This window comes from Aeromonas crassostreae, assembly GCF_054052445.1.
On record NZ_JBSTYM010000009.1, the window covers coordinates 145,525 to 158,143 of the forward strand.

Annotated in this window: 13 protein-coding genes and 1 tRNA gene; 7 read left to right on the top strand and 7 right to left on the bottom strand. The window is 58.2% G+C overall.

The window, feature by feature from the left end; all coding sequences use genetic code 11:
• Positions 1 to 57 precede the first annotated feature (57 nt).
• On the bottom strand, positions 58 to 549 hold the full coding sequence (lrp, locus tag ACW5W4_RS09525; protein WP_005300047.1) for a leucine-responsive transcriptional regulator Lrp: 492 nt from the start codon (positions 547 to 549) through the stop codon (positions 58 to 60).
• A 1,082-nt stretch (positions 550 to 1,631) separates the two neighbouring features.
• On the opposite strand from lrp, the gene trxB reads away from it, so the two are divergent.
• Both trxB and ACW5W4_RS09535 read left to right on the top strand, forming a co-directional pair.
• Positions 1,632 to 2,582, top strand: a complete 951-nt coding sequence (gene trxB, locus ACW5W4_RS09530; RefSeq protein ID WP_456689210.1) for a thioredoxin-disulfide reductase — start codon at positions 1,632 to 1,634, stop codon at positions 2,580 to 2,582.
• A 57-nt stretch (positions 2,583 to 2,639) separates the two neighbouring features.
• Positions 2,640 to 3,881 carry a diguanylate cyclase gene (locus ACW5W4_RS09535; RefSeq protein ID WP_456689211.1) on the top strand — a complete coding sequence of 414 codons (1,242 nt, stop codon included), beginning with the start codon at positions 2,640 to 2,642 and terminating at the stop codon, positions 3,879 to 3,881.
• A 103-nt stretch (positions 3,882 to 3,984) separates the two neighbouring features.
• On the opposite strand, the gene ACW5W4_RS09540 is transcribed toward ACW5W4_RS09535, so the two are convergent.
• Positions 3,985 to 4,455 carry a glycine zipper 2TM domain-containing protein gene (locus tag ACW5W4_RS09540; protein ID WP_427262383.1) on the bottom strand — a complete coding sequence of 157 codons (471 nt, stop codon included), beginning with the start codon at positions 4,453 to 4,455 and terminating at the stop codon, positions 3,985 to 3,987.
• Positions 4,456 to 4,475: 20 nt separating this feature from the next.
• Between ACW5W4_RS09540 and aat the strand changes: the two genes are divergently transcribed.
• The 3 genes from aat (at position 4,476) to infA (ending at position 6,183) form a co-directional block, all read left to right on the top strand.
• Positions 4,476 to 5,183, top strand: coding sequence for a leucyl/phenylalanyl-tRNA--protein transferase (gene aat / locus ACW5W4_RS09545; RefSeq protein WP_456689212.1), 708 nt, complete (start codon positions 4,476 to 4,478; stop codon positions 5,181 to 5,183).
• Positions 5,180 to 5,896 carry an arginyltransferase gene (locus tag ACW5W4_RS09550; protein WP_456689213.1) on the top strand — a complete coding sequence of 239 codons (717 nt, stop codon included), beginning with the start codon at positions 5,180 to 5,182 and terminating at the stop codon, positions 5,894 to 5,896. The genes aat and ACW5W4_RS09550 overlap by 4 nt, the downstream gene beginning before the upstream one ends.
• A 68-nt stretch (positions 5,897 to 5,964) precedes the next feature.
• The gene (gene infA, locus ACW5W4_RS09555) at positions 5,965 to 6,183 is read left to right on the top strand and encodes a translation initiation factor IF-1 (RefSeq protein WP_005300033.1); all 219 of its coding nucleotides are present in this window, start codon (positions 5,965 to 5,967) and stop codon (positions 6,181 to 6,183) included.
• A 65-nt stretch (positions 6,184 to 6,248) separates the two neighbouring features.
• On the opposite strand, the gene clpA is transcribed toward infA, so the two are convergent.
• Positions 6,249 to 8,501, bottom strand: a complete 2,253-nt coding sequence (clpA, locus tag ACW5W4_RS09560) for an ATP-dependent Clp protease ATP-binding subunit ClpA (RefSeq protein ID WP_427262385.1) — start codon at positions 8,499 to 8,501, stop codon at positions 6,249 to 6,251.
• Positions 8,502 to 8,560: 59 nt separating this feature from the next.
• The gene (gene clpS, locus ACW5W4_RS09565) at positions 8,561 to 8,878 is read right to left on the bottom strand and encodes an ATP-dependent Clp protease adapter ClpS (RefSeq protein WP_041994230.1); all 318 of its coding nucleotides are present in this window, start codon (positions 8,876 to 8,878) and stop codon (positions 8,561 to 8,563) included.
• A gap of 230 nt (positions 8,879 to 9,108) precedes the next feature.
• On the opposite strand from clpS, the gene cspD reads away from it, so the two are divergent.
• The gene (cspD, locus tag ACW5W4_RS09570; RefSeq protein ID WP_041994233.1) at positions 9,109 to 9,327 is read left to right on the top strand and encodes a cold shock-like protein CspD; all 219 of its coding nucleotides are present in this window, start codon (positions 9,109 to 9,111) and stop codon (positions 9,325 to 9,327) included.
• Between the two features lie 204 nt (positions 9,328 to 9,531).
• Here cspD and ACW5W4_RS09575 read toward each other — a convergent pair.
• Together ACW5W4_RS09575 and ACW5W4_RS09580 are read right to left on the bottom strand one after the other, a co-directional pair.
• Positions 9,532 to 9,619: transfer RNA gene (locus ACW5W4_RS09575), tRNA-Ser, on the bottom strand.
• 226 nt (positions 9,620 to 9,845) lie between these two features.
• Positions 9,846 to 10,301 (bottom strand): YbjN domain-containing protein, encoded by a 456-nt coding sequence (locus ACW5W4_RS09580; RefSeq protein ID WP_456689214.1) that lies wholly within the window; start codon positions 10,299 to 10,301, stop codon positions 9,846 to 9,848.
• Between the two features lie 156 nt (positions 10,302 to 10,457).
• Between ACW5W4_RS09580 and ACW5W4_RS09585 the strand changes: the two genes are divergently transcribed.
• Positions 10,458 to 11,795, top strand: coding sequence for a flavohemoglobin expression-modulating QEGLA motif protein (locus ACW5W4_RS09585; protein ID WP_456689215.1), 1,338 nt, complete (start codon positions 10,458 to 10,460; stop codon positions 11,793 to 11,795).
• Between the two features lie 79 nt (positions 11,796 to 11,874).
• Here ACW5W4_RS09585 and ACW5W4_RS09590 read toward each other — a convergent pair whose 3' ends face one another.
• Positions 11,875 to 12,456 carry a thymidine kinase gene (locus tag ACW5W4_RS09590; protein WP_041994243.1) on the bottom strand — a complete coding sequence of 194 codons (582 nt, stop codon included), beginning with the start codon at positions 12,454 to 12,456 and terminating at the stop codon, positions 11,875 to 11,877.
• Between the last annotated feature and the right edge of the window lie 163 nt (positions 12,457 to 12,619).

The following is a 12,619-nucleotide window of genomic DNA, read 5'->3' on the forward strand; positions in this document are numbered from 1 at the left end:
CTCGTTTCTGACGTTTATGATGCATCAATCGCTCGTTACATCACAGCACAAAATACTCTATCGGGTGCTGATCACCAGACGACTACTCTGTTTCACTTCCTCCATCACCACATAGGTGCGGGTATCGTTGACACCCGGCAGGCGCAGCAGGGTTTCCCCCAGCAGGCGGCGATAGGCGGACATGTCGCTGACGCGGGTCTTGAGCAGGTAGTCGAAATCGCCGGAGACCAGATGGCACTCCTGGATCTCCTCGAGCACCTGAACAGCCTTGTTGAACTGCTCAAACACATCGGGGGCGCCACGATTGAGGGTAATTTCCACAAACACCAGCAGAGACGCATCCAGATAATGAGGGTTCAGAATGGCGGCATACCCTTCGATATACCCCTGCCGCTCGAGGCGACGAACCCGTTCCAGACACGGTGTGGGACTCAGGCCAACTCGTTTGGACAACTCAACGTTCGAAATCCTGCCATCCTTTTGCAGCTCATTCAGAATGTTGCGGTCAATCCTGTCCAAATCCTTTAGCCGACTCTTAGCTTCCATCATTTAATTCCATCCTTTGGCTATTTTTTGGTAAGAATCACCAGTCATTTTATAATTATGGTCACAAATCCTGTCAATGCCTGAATAAAGAAGGTGCAAATGCCGCACAACATCAGGGCGACATGAAACACCGATCAATAGACGAGGGATAGCATGATTATCGGTGTACCTGAAGAAATAAAAAACCATGAATATCGCGTAGGCATGGTTGTGGTCAGTGTACGTGAACTGACAGCATGAAACCATACCGTTTTCGTCCAAAGCGGGTCGGGAAGCCCTGCAGGCTCCATCGACGCAGATTATCACGCTGTCGCTGGCGCGATCATGGCCTTCTCTGCCTATGTTTTCGCCAACGCAGGGATCCGCCTCAACACCCCGCAATCCGGGCGATGGGGTGCGCCGCCCACCCAGGGGGATCGCCGCCCCAGAGGCATGCTGCCGGGCCCCAGCACCATCCCCCTCATGCCAGTACCCATGGTCAACCATGAGGGGAGCGTTTCCCTGCGGACCCCTTTCCCTGATGCACCCCGCGCATGTCTATGCACATGGCCATCCACCAGCCAGCCCCGCATCAAAGAGCAATATGCTGGCTGGCACGTCCCAGACACCGCGGCCTGGGTATCGAGGCCCCGCAGACCCTCTCTGGCCACCTTGCCGGCAGACGCCTCGCCAGCCCGGGCGACACTGCGCCAGGAGTTGTCATCCGTGCCCAGATCAGCGCCATGATGCAACCCCATGACGCGGATCTGGCGACCAAGGGAGGCCCCTATGAATGCGCCTCCATCTGGCAAGGCCTCATTCCCCTCGCCCGGCGCAGGCCATGGCAATACCGCCAAGCGGGGACACAGGCGAGCTGCCTCCACCCGTTGACAAGCGGCCCCATCGGAATTGGGTCATGAAAGCGAGCGTCCCTGGTGCTGGTTTCACCCCCCCCGCTCCCTGCGGTACGAGAGAGGAGTCAGGGGGCATGTTCGCCGACAAAGGCTGCCGCCGAAACGATTGGGACAATCGGCACGCCGCCCTTTGACCCCGGATCACGAATTCCCTACAATCGCGCAAACTCATTACCTCTCGGAAATCACACCATGAGCGAAGTCATTCACAGCAAATTGCTGATCCTGGGTTCAGGCCCCGCGGGCTACACGGCCGCCGTCTACGCCGCCCGTGCCAACCTCAATCCACTGCTCATCACCGGCATGCAACAGGGTGGCCAGCTGACCACCACCACGGAAGTGGAGAACTGGCCGGGTGATCCGGAAGGGCTGACCGGTCCGGCACTGATGGAGCGCATGAAGGAGCACGCGGAGAAGTTCGAGACCCGCATCCTGTTCGATCACATCAATGAGGTCTCCCTGATCCAGCGTCCGTTCCGCCTCAAGGGTGACAGTGGTGAATACAGCTGCGATGCCCTGATCATCGCCACCGGCGCCTCCGCCAAGTACCTGGGGCTGCCCTCGGAAGAGGCGTTCAAGGGGCGCGGCGTCTCCGCCTGCGCCACCTGCGACGGTTTCTTCTATCGCAACCAGGAGGTGGCCGTGGTCGGCGGCGGCAACACCGCCGTGGAAGAGGCGCTCTACTTGGCCAACATCGCCAAGAAGGTGCATCTGATCCACCGCCGCGACGAGTTCCGCGCCGAGAAGATCCTGATCAAGCGCCTGCACGACAAGGTGGCAAGCGGCAACATAGTGCTGCACACCCACCAGACCCTGGACGAGGTACTGGGTGACGACATGGGGGTCACCGGGGTTCGCCTGCGCAGCACCCGGGACGAGAGCAGCTCCGAGCTGCCGCTGATGGGGGTCTTCATCGCCATCGGCCATCAGCCAAACACCCAGATCTTCGAAGGCCAGCTGGCCATGGAGAACGGCTATCTCCAGGTGCGTGGCGGCCTGCAAGGCTTTGCCACCCAGACCAGCATCGAGGGGGTCTTTGCCGCCGGCGACGTGGCCGACCACGTCTACCGTCAGGCCATCACCTCGGCCGGGACAGGCTGCATGGCCGCCCTGGATGCCGAGCGATATCTGGACGCACAATAAGCACAAGGATATAAAGGGCATGCCAATTGGCATGCCCTTTTTCTTTTAAGGAGTCTGATGAAGCGAAAAATATTGATAGTCGAAGACAGCCTGACGATCCGCCGCATGCTGACCCAGGCCATCGCCCAGCAAACCGGGTTGGAGATCGATACCTTCGATACCCTGGAGGGGGCGCGTCACTGCCAGGGAGAAGAGTATTTCGTCGCCCTGGTGGACCTCACCCTGCCGGATGCCCCCGCCGGCGAAGCGGTCAAGGTGTTGATGGAGAGGGGCCTGCCTGTGGTGATCCTCACCGCCGATATCAGCGAAGAGAAGCGGGCGGCCTGGCTGGAGGCCGGGGTGATGGACTATGTGATGAAGGATTCACGCCACTCCCTGCAATATGCCGTCGGTCTGGTGCATCGCCTCTACCTCAATCAGGGGATCGAGGTGCTGGTGGTGGATGATTCGCTCACCTCCCGTCATCGCACCGCCGCCCAGTTGCGCAAGCAGCTGTTGCAGGTACATGAGGCGAGTCATGCGCGCGAGGCACTGACCCAGCTTGATCAGCATCCCGCCATCCGGCTGGTGCTGGTTGACTACTACATGCCGGAGATAGACGGCATCAGCCTGGTGCGGATGCTGCGGGAGCGCTACAGCAAGCAGCAGCTCGCCATCATCGGCATCTCTGTATCGGACAAGCATGGCCTCTCCGCCCGCTATCTCAAGCAGGGAGCCAATGACTTTCTCAACCAGCCATTTGAACCGGAAGAGCTGCAGTGCCGGGTCAGCCACAATCTGGAAGCCCTGGAGCAGTTCAACAGTATCCAGGATTCGGCCAATCGCGACTACCTGACCGGGCTCTACAACCGGCGCTACTGGTTCAACGAGGGACAGAAGTGGTTCGAGGAGCATCAGCGGCTGCAGACGCAGCTCGCCCTGTGCGTGCTCGACGTGGACCATTTCAAGCAGGTCAACGATCACTGGGGTCATGCCATCGGCGACATGCTGCTCTGCCACCTGAGTCGCTTGCTCACCCAGTTCTTCCCCGATGCCATGATAGCCCGGTTCGGCGGCGAAGAGTTCGCCCTGATGGCACCCCATTGCACCGTGCCCGTCCTGCTCAAGCGCCTCGAAGGACTGCGCCAGCAGATGCGGCAGCAGCCACTCTCCCGGGAGCACCCCCTGTTCGTGCGCGCCAGCTTTGGTGTCATCAACGTCGGGCGGCTCTCCATGGACGAGGCGTTGCGCGAGGCGGATCGCCAGCTATATCAGGCGAAGAACACCGGCCGCGACAAGATAGTCGCTCAGGCTCTCTGAACGCCCCTCGCACAGCCATTCCGTGTAGTACCGCCCGGCGCCCCTTGCGGCGGCAGCCGGGTGATTCTCCCCTCACTGCCTGTCCCTCTCCCTGCTTGTCCTGTCAGTAGGTCTTGTCGACCCGCACCCCGTCATCAAAATAGAGGATCCGCACCTTGTCCCCCTGGGCGAAGACCATGGCCGAGTCAAAGTCCTGGATCACATTGACCAGCGCCCCCTGATCGCTGCGAATGAGCAGCTCCACCAGCTTGTTCTCCACCACCTCGCTGCCGGACTGGTAATATTGCGCGGCCCCGGCGCCCGCCAGCGCCCCCACTGCGGTGGCAATCTCCCGGCCATGACCGCCGCCGAACTGGTTGCCAAGCAGGCCACCGATCAGGGCCCCGCCCAATGTCTTCCAGCCCGACTGCGCCGACTCGATCACCTGGCGCTGGGTGATGTTGCGCATCGTCTCCACCTGACCAAACACCACCTGGTTGACCGGCCGCGCCGTATTGCGCTGGTACACCTCGGCACCGGCCTGCGCCGTGACAAAGCACAGCAGGCTGGATACTATCAGGATAATGGCCTTCATCTGCGAAACCTCTCGATGCTATGTCTTGCTACCTGACCCAACTGGATGATGAGCCGAACCGGTTCCCTCACCCCAAGCACGCGCTGGATGAGCCCAACGGCCTGCTGGCGATCGGGGGGGACCTCAGTGCTCCTCGTCTGCTCGCAGCTTATCACAACGGGATCTTCCCTTGGAATGAACCCCACCAGGCCCTGCTCTGGTGGTCACCGGATCCCCGCGGTGTCCTGGTACCCTCGCGCCTGCATGTCGGTCGCAGTCTGCAGAAATTTTTACGCCGCCACAGATTCGATATTTCCATCAACCGTGCCTTTAATGAGGTGATCACCGCCTGCGCCGCTCCCAGGCCTGGCGCCAGCGGCACCTGGATAAGCGATGAGATGATCGCCGCCTACCAGGCGCTTCACCGCCTGGGCCACGCCCACTCGGTGGAGGTGTGGCAAGATGGTCAGCTGCAAGCCGGGCTCTACGGCATCGCCGTCGGGCGCCTCTTTTGCGGTGAATCCATGTTCAGCCGGATCGACAACGGAGCCAAAGTCGCCATGTGGGCACTGTGCCGTCATTTCGAGTGCCATGATGGCGCCCTCATCGACTGCCAGATGCAGAACCACTTCCTGGCCACGCTGGGCATCGAAGAGTGGCCCCGCAGCCACTTCCTCGCGACACTGGCGACGCTGCGACAACAAACGCTCCGTGAGGGATGCTGGCAAGCGAGGTTCATTAGCCTATGACAGAAGAAGTGATCCTCAAGGTCGGCCTGACCCCCAAGCATGCCTGCAGCTATCTCGAGCATCAGCAGGAGCAGTTGCTGGTACTGATGGATAACGAACTGCTCAACGCCAATGGCTATGAGCGCCTGCTCACCGCCGGTTTTCGGCGTAGCGGCAACGACATCTATCGCCCCCATTGCCCGAGTTGCAACGCCTGCCAGTCGCTGCGCATCCACAACGAGCAATTTGTCCCCAGCCGCAGCCAGAAACGTATCTCGCAGCAGAATCAGGACCTCAACCTGGTGCTGAGCTATGACGACAAGCCCGAGTATTATCAGCTGTACGAGCGCTATATCCGCCAGCGTCATCGGGATGGCAGCATGTATCCGCCCAGCCGCAGCCAGTATAAAGGGTTCCTCCATTGCGACTGGATGCCTCCCCTCTACCTGGAGATCCGTCTGGACAACCGCCTGATTGGGGTCGCCGTCACCGATCTCCTGCCCCACTCCCTGAGCGCCATGTACACCTTCTTCGATCCCGAATTTGCCGATCGCTCCCTCGGCACCTTTGCCATCTTGAGCCAACTGGATCTGGGGCGCAGAACCGGGCGTCACTGGCTCTATCTGGGGTATCAGGTGGAAAAATGCCGCAAGATGAAATACAAGAGTCGCTTCCTCCCCCACGAGCGTCTCATCCAGGGTGAATGGAAAAATATCGTCACCAAGCCCGAGTAAACTTTACACATTGGCTTAAATCCGGCATGATCCAGCGGATTTTTGTTGTGGCTTATCAAGAGGATTCAATGGCTAAAGAAGACAGTATTGAGATGCAGGGCACTATCTTGGAAACCCTGCCCAATACCATGTTCCGTGTGGAACTGGAGAATGGTCACGTGGTTATCGCTCATATTTCAGGCAAGATGCGCAAAAACTACATTCGTATCCTGACTGGAGACAAGGTGACAGTCGCTCTGACTCCCTACGATCTCTCCAAGGGTCGTATTGTTTTCCGCTCTCGCTAAGCCAGGAATTCAGCAAAAAACCCCAACCTGATGGTTGGGGTTTTTTGTCGTTTCATGGCGTTTTATCAGTGGGACACGGCTTCAACATCGACCTGAAAATCGAAGCTGAGGCTATCATTTACCATCTCAACCTTGACGATACCCCCATCGACCAGTGAGCCAAACAGGATCTCATTGGCCAGGGGTTTCTTGAGGTGTTCCTGAATGACCCGACTCATGGGTCTGGCTCCCATCGCCCTGTCATAGCCCTTCTCGGCCAGCCAGTGACGGGCTCCCTCCGAAATTTCCAGAGACACGCCCTTGGCGTCCAGCTGAACCTGCAGTTCCACAATGAACTTGTCGACGACCTGGTAGATCACCGCCATATCCAGATGGTTGAACCAGATGGTGTGGTCGAGTCGATTGCGAAACTCGGGACTGAAGGTCTTGTTGATCACCTCCATGGCGTCATGACTGAGATCCTGCTGCTGGAAGCCGATGGACTTACGCTGGGTCTCCTGTACGCCGGCATTGGTGGTCATCACCAGGATGATGTTGCGAAAATCGGCTTTACGGCCGTTGTTATCGGTCAGGGTCCCGTTGTCCATCACCTGCAGCAACAGATTAAACACATCCGGGTGCGCCTTCTCTATCTCATCGAGCAGCAAGACCGCATGGGGATGTTTGATCACCGCGTCGGTCAACAGCCCCCCCTGCTCAAAACCGACATAGCCGGGAGGAGCGCCGATCAGGCGTGATACCGTGTGCCGCTCCATGTATTCGGACATGTCGAAACGCAGCATCTCTACCCCGAGCGCCTTGCCCAGCTGCTGGGTCACTTCCGTCTTGCCCACCCCGGTCGGGCCGGCAAACAGGAAACAGCCCACAGGGCGGTGTTCATTGCCCAGACCGGAGCGAGCGAGGCGAATGGAATCGGTCAACACAGAGATCGCCTTGTCCTGACCAAATACCACCATCTTGAGGTTGCGCTCCAGATTCTTGAGCACCTCTTTATCGGAAGAAGAGACTGACTTCTCCGGGATCCGCGCAATTTTGGCCACGATAGCCTCAATTTCGGCCACGTTGATCACTTTTTTACGCTTGCTCGCCGGCAGCAGCCGCTGACCCGCACCCGCCTCGTCGATCACGTCGATGGCCTTGTCAGGCAAGTGACGGTCGTTGATATATTTCGCCGAAAGCTCGGCCGCGGCGCGAATGGCCTTGGCGGTATAACGGACGCTATGGTGCGCCTCATAGCGACTCTTGAGTCCCATCAGGATGCGGGTGGTGTCATCTATCGTGGGTTCGACGATATCGATCTTCTGGAAGCGGCGCGCCAGTGCGCGATCCTTTTCGAATATCTGGGCATATTCCTGATAGGTGGTCGAGCCCACACAGCGGAGCAAACCATTGGACAGCAGGGGCTTGATGAGGTTGGCCGCATCCAGCTGCCCACCGGAGGCCGCCCCCGCCCCAATGATGGTGTGGATCTCGTCGATAAACAGGATGGCCCCTTCCTGACGCTCGATCTGCTTGAGCAATACCTTGAGGCGCTTCTCGAAGTCACCGCGGTACTTGGTGCCCGCCAGCAGAGAACCCATGTCCAGGGAATAGATGGTGCTGTCGGCAATCACCTCCGGCACATCCCCCTTGACGATGCGATAGGCCAAGCCTTCGGCAATGGCCGTCTTGCCGACGCCCGCCTCTCCCACCAACAGGGGATTGTTCTTGCGGCGGCGGCACAACACCTGAATGGTACGGCTCAGTTCCTGATCCCGGCCGATCAGGGGATCTATCCTCCCCTCCAGCACCAGCTGGTTGAGGTTGGTGGCAAAACTTTCAATCTGGGCGGCAGAGACGTCGTCGTCCGACTCGGCACTATTGGGCGGGGAGTCGGGTTTGCTGTCCTTGCGGACCCCATGAGAGAGAAAGTTGACGACATCCAGCCGGCTGATGTCGGCTTTCTTAAGGAAATAAGCGGCTTGGGATTCCTGCTCGCTGAAGATGGCGACCAATACGTTGGCGCCACTGACCTCGGTATGGCCCGAGGATTGCACATGGAATACCGCACGTTGCAGTACACGCTGGAAGCCCAGGGTAGGCTGGGTCTCCCGGTCTTCGTCATCGGCAGCGATCAGCGGTGTCGTCTGGCTGATAAAGGCACCGATCTCCTTGCGCATCAGTTCCACATCCGCACCACATGAACTCAAGGCCTCATGGGCTGAGCTGTTATCCAGCAGGGCTAACAACAGGTGCTCGACGGTCATGAATTCGTGACGCTCATCTCGAGCGAGCTTGAAAGCCTCGTTCAGCGTCTTCTCTAACTCTTTGTTCAACATAGGCACCTCCCCTCAGTACAGCAACAATGTGGTGTCGTCTTGTCATCACGTCATGTCGTTTAGGCCTTTTCCATCGTACATAGCAGTGGATGTTCGTTATTACGTGAATAGGTGTTGACCTGGACCACCTTGGTCTCCGCTATCTCGGCGGTGAAGGTGCCGCAGATCCCTTTACCACTATAATGCACACTTAACATGATCTGGGTTGCCTTCTCCAGATCCATCCGGAAGAACCGCTGCAACACCTCGACCACAAACTCCATCGGGGTGTAATCGTCGTTGTTGAGCAGCACCTTGTACATGGGCGGTGGCTGCAACTTGGTCTTCTCAGACTCGGCAATCTCTTCATTAACAAAGAGTTCTTTTTGCTTACTCATGGCTGTGCTTGGGTACCTCTAGATTACTACCGTCCGCCATCATGCTGTCAATAGAGTTGTTAACTGGATCACAGGGCTTGTTAACAACTTCTTGACTCGACTCTCAGTTGGACTAAATTGGTTACTTGCTAATCGGCGCCCCACCATTATTGGGTAGATATAGCTAGTTATAATGGGCTGGCGCAGGTTACTCAACGACTTCAGGGTAATCAATAAAAGGATGTAGAAGTATGGCAACCGGAACAGTCAAGTGGTTCAACAACGCAAAAGGATTTGGGTTTATCTGTCCGGAAGGGGGCGGTGACGATATCTTCGCCCACTACTCCACCATTCAAATGGAAGGTTATAAGACGTTGAAGGCGGGCCAGGCTGTGCAGTTTGAACTGCAGCAGGGTCCGAAGGGGAATCATGCCGCTGTTATTGTGCCAAACGAAGCGCAAAACATCTGAGCCAGGATGGATAAATAAAAAATCCGGCCTCATATCAGGCCGGATTTTTTATTTATTGCCAATAGCGCTCCCTCTTCCGAGCCGGGCAGATGCGGCCTCCCCCCTTCTGCCAAGCTGCCAAGACTTGGGTCTATGGCTGGCGCCACGGCGCAGGCAAACGCTGCAGATAGCAAAAAACCGACCCTGAGGTCGGTTTTTTTAATTTGGCGGTGAGGGAGGGATTCGAACCCTCGATACGTTGCCGTATACACACTTTCCAGGCGTGCTCCTTCAGCCACTCGGACACCTCACCAAATTTTTTACTTCTCTGAAGTGGCTTTCGGAGCACGCGTTGCGTGCTTCTATTCCGACTTCGTCGGTGGGCAGCCATTCGGACACCTCACCAAATTCTGGTCTGTTATTTAACGTGTTCAGCCAACACGAGTTCGCTGCGCTGTTGCGCTGGAACGGGGCGTAATTTAGGGGAAAGCCGCTCGCCCGTCAACGGCTTTCTGTCCATCTGACGACTGACCGCCGGATTAATGTACAGCGCCAGGCTCGACCACCATCTCAGGCAGATTGAGAAAGCCCAGGCGCTCGCACTCGGCGACCACGTCATGGGTTGCGGCTATGGTGCTCTGGACGAACAGAATGAACTGCTCGACGGTGAGACCTGCCTTGGTAAACACGGTATGCCCTACCACCAGGCGCGGCAGGTTGTCATCTATGATGTCGAGAAACAACTTGAGAGACGGGTATTGCATGTTGAGCCGGCCGAGCTCGGCCACCAGGGGCAACAGGGCCGAGGGGCGAACCTCCAGCTCGGAGGAGAACAGCAGCCCCTCCTCCTCGACGAAGACGCGGCTCTCCTGAATGCCTTCCACGGACTGCAGGGAGACGATGTGGATGCCATGGCATTGATCGCAGACATAATGCTCGATGCGAGCCTGCTGCAACCAACGCATTATCATTTCGGAGCTGGGTGTATTCATCATGACGTTTCGAAACTCTGGATAGCGAGGGGCGCAGTCTAAACCAATTTGTGGCCAACCTGAAGCAGAGGCCCTCCCCTGCTGTGTTTGCGCTTCTTTTTGGCACGAACAGTACCTTATACTCAGCCCACCCAAGCCTCCGCCCTCAACCGAGTACCGATGACCATCCAAGAGAAATATCGCCTGCACCTGAAGTCGCTCTCCGACGAACTGCTGGTGCTGCAAAAGCCGATCCGCATCTTGGACGCGATCAAGTGGCCCCATCGTATTGGCCATGACTTCCTGGCCAAGGGGGGGAAAACCCTGCCCGCCATCGATGCCGACTTCTATCAGCGGCTGGCCCTCGGTTTCGATCCGCGCAACAAGTATCTGGAGCTCAAGGAACTCAGGGACAGGATCCGCAGGAAACTCGGCCCTCACGATGAGCTTGGCCGCATCCTCCAGGCCAACGTCGATCAATACATGGTGGTGATAGAGATGCTGCGCCAGCGCGGCCAACCTGACTTTTTGCGCTACAGCCAGCACCTCTATGGTTCGGCCCGGGACCATCTGCGCGGCGATCGCAAAACCCTGCGCGAACTGGGGGAGCGATTGTGCGACATCTTCTCCCTGCCCGGCGCACGCCACCTGGTGCGGCCCTATCCCAAGGAGTTCGAGGGGCAAGCCGCCGTCGATCGGTTGCAGGAGAAGCTTTCCGGTTATTTTCGCGACGGTCAGGTGCAGGTCAAGCTGAGCGATGGCATCGTCTCGGACGCCGCCGCCGGGGGCGATTACATCAAGCTGAGCAGCCATGCCCGTTTCTCCGAGCTGGACTTGCAGGTGCTCGAGGTCCACGAGGGCTGGGTGCATGTCGGTACCACCCTCAATGGCCGCCAGCAACCCTACGCCACCTGGCTGAGCGCCGGGTCGCCGCGCATCACCGCCTGTCAGGAAGGATTGGCTGTGCTGATCGAGACGCTGACCTTCAGCTCCTTCCCGGATCGGGCCAAACGCATCTCGGATCGGGTCATGGCCATCGACATGGCCGAGAATGGCGCCGATTTCATCGAACTCTATCGCCACTTCCTGGACAAGGGGGCGAGTGAGCATGATGCCTACAAGATCACCCAGCGGGTGTTTCGCGGCGGCATGGTGGCTGGCGGTGCCTGCTTCACCAAGGATCTCTCCTATGTGAAGGGGTATGTGGAAACGGTCAACTTCATCCGCAGCGCCGTGCTGGAAGGGGTGCCCGAGATACTGCCCATGCTGTTTGTAGGCAAGGTCACCCTGGATGACATCCCGGTGCTCTATCAGCACTATCTGGAGGGACTGATCGCCGCCCCCCAATACCTGCCCCCCATGTTTCGCGATCTGACCGGTCTCTACGTCTGGTTCGGCTTCGCCTCAGGCATGTCGCTGGTCGACATCGGCCGGGTCCAGCAACACTTTCGTCAGCTGTTCCACCGCCTGCCGGTGGCGGATCCCATCATCACCCCGGTCGATTGCGAATTTGATTGAGCCAACCGGGCTCAGGCATCGAGATCCCGCGCAATAAAAAGGCCCAATCGGGCCTTTTTACCTCATGGCGTCGAGCGCCTCAGCGAAATGCCTGACCAATCAGATAATGTTTGCGGCACAGGGAGACATAGCGGGCATTGCCCCCAATCTCCACCTGGGCGCCGTCCCGCGCCACCTGGCCATCGGCATTGACCCTGGCATTCATGTGCGCCTTGTTGCCGCACCAGCAGATGCTCTTGAGCTCCTCCACCTTGTCTGCCAGACAGAGCAGATGGTAAGAGCCGGGGAACAGCTCGGCACGAAAATCGGTCTTGAGCCCGTAGGCGATGACGGGGATGTCCGCTTCGTCCACCACCCGTGCCAGCTGATAGACCTGCTCCTTGGTGAGAAACTGCGCCTCGTCGACGATGAACACATCGATGGGCTGCTCGGCATGGCGTGCCTTGACCATCTCGAACAGATCGCAGCTGTCGCTGAACACCTCCACCTTCAACTCCAGACCGACCCGGGCGCTGATCACCCCGAGCCCGAACCTGTCATCGATGGCCGGCGTCATGGCGAGCGGGTGCATGCCGCGTTCGAGATAGTTGAAGTGCGCCTGGATCAGCTGGGTAGACTTGCCCGAGTTCATCGCGGCGAATTTGTAGTGTAATGAGGCCATGCTTGCTCCGATGCCAATTGATGGCGCGCATGCTAACGCAGGGAAGCGTCAAAAACAAAGGGGCCCGCAGGCCTAATGCCAGTCAGTTAAGGCTGACTGGCATTGTTTTTATTGGCTTTTTTCACACTGTACTTCTGTGGTCTTGGCTTCACGCAGCGAGGGT

What these genes read in the sequence shown, in the direction of transcription:
- clpA (WP_427262385.1), bottom strand. Translation starts at nt 8,501, where the DNA reads ATGTTGAACAAAGAGTTAGAGAAGACGCTGAACGAGGCTTTCAAGCTC.
- trxB (WP_456689210.1), top strand. Translation starts at nt 1,632, where the DNA reads ATGAGCGAAGTCATTCACAGCAAATTGCTGATCCTGGGTTCAGGCCCC.
- cspD (WP_041994233.1), top strand. Translation starts at nt 9,109, where the DNA reads ATGGCAACCGGAACAGTCAAGTGGTTCAACAACGCAAAAGGATTTGGG.
- ACW5W4_RS09590 (WP_041994243.1), bottom strand. Translation starts at nt 12,456, where the DNA reads ATGGCCTCATTACACTACAAATTCGCCGCGATGAACTCGGGCAAGTCT.
- ACW5W4_RS09585 (WP_456689215.1), top strand. Translation starts at nt 10,458, where the DNA reads ATGACCATCCAAGAGAAATATCGCCTGCACCTGAAGTCGCTCTCCGAC.
- ACW5W4_RS09535 (WP_456689211.1), top strand. Translation starts at nt 2,640, where the DNA reads ATGAAGCGAAAAATATTGATAGTCGAAGACAGCCTGACGATCCGCCGC.
- ACW5W4_RS09580 (WP_456689214.1), bottom strand. Translation starts at nt 10,301, where the DNA reads ATGATGAATACACCCAGCTCCGAAATGATAATGCGTTGGTTGCAGCAG.
- ACW5W4_RS09540 (WP_427262383.1), bottom strand. Translation starts at nt 4,455, where the DNA reads ATGAAGGCCATTATCCTGATAGTATCCAGCCTGCTGTGCTTTGTCACG.
- clpS (WP_041994230.1), bottom strand. Translation starts at nt 8,878, where the DNA reads ATGAGTAAGCAAAAAGAACTCTTTGTTAATGAAGAGATTGCCGAGTCT.
- lrp (WP_005300047.1), bottom strand. Translation starts at nt 549, where the DNA reads ATGATGGAAGCTAAGAGTCGGCTAAAGGATTTGGACAGGATTGACCGC.
- infA (WP_005300033.1), top strand. Translation starts at nt 5,965, where the DNA reads ATGGCTAAAGAAGACAGTATTGAGATGCAGGGCACTATCTTGGAAACC.
- aat (WP_456689212.1), top strand. Translation starts at nt 4,476, where the DNA reads ATGTCTTGCTACCTGACCCAACTGGATGATGAGCCGAACCGGTTCCCT.
- ACW5W4_RS09550 (WP_456689213.1), top strand. Translation starts at nt 5,180, where the DNA reads ATGACAGAAGAAGTGATCCTCAAGGTCGGCCTGACCCCCAAGCATGCC.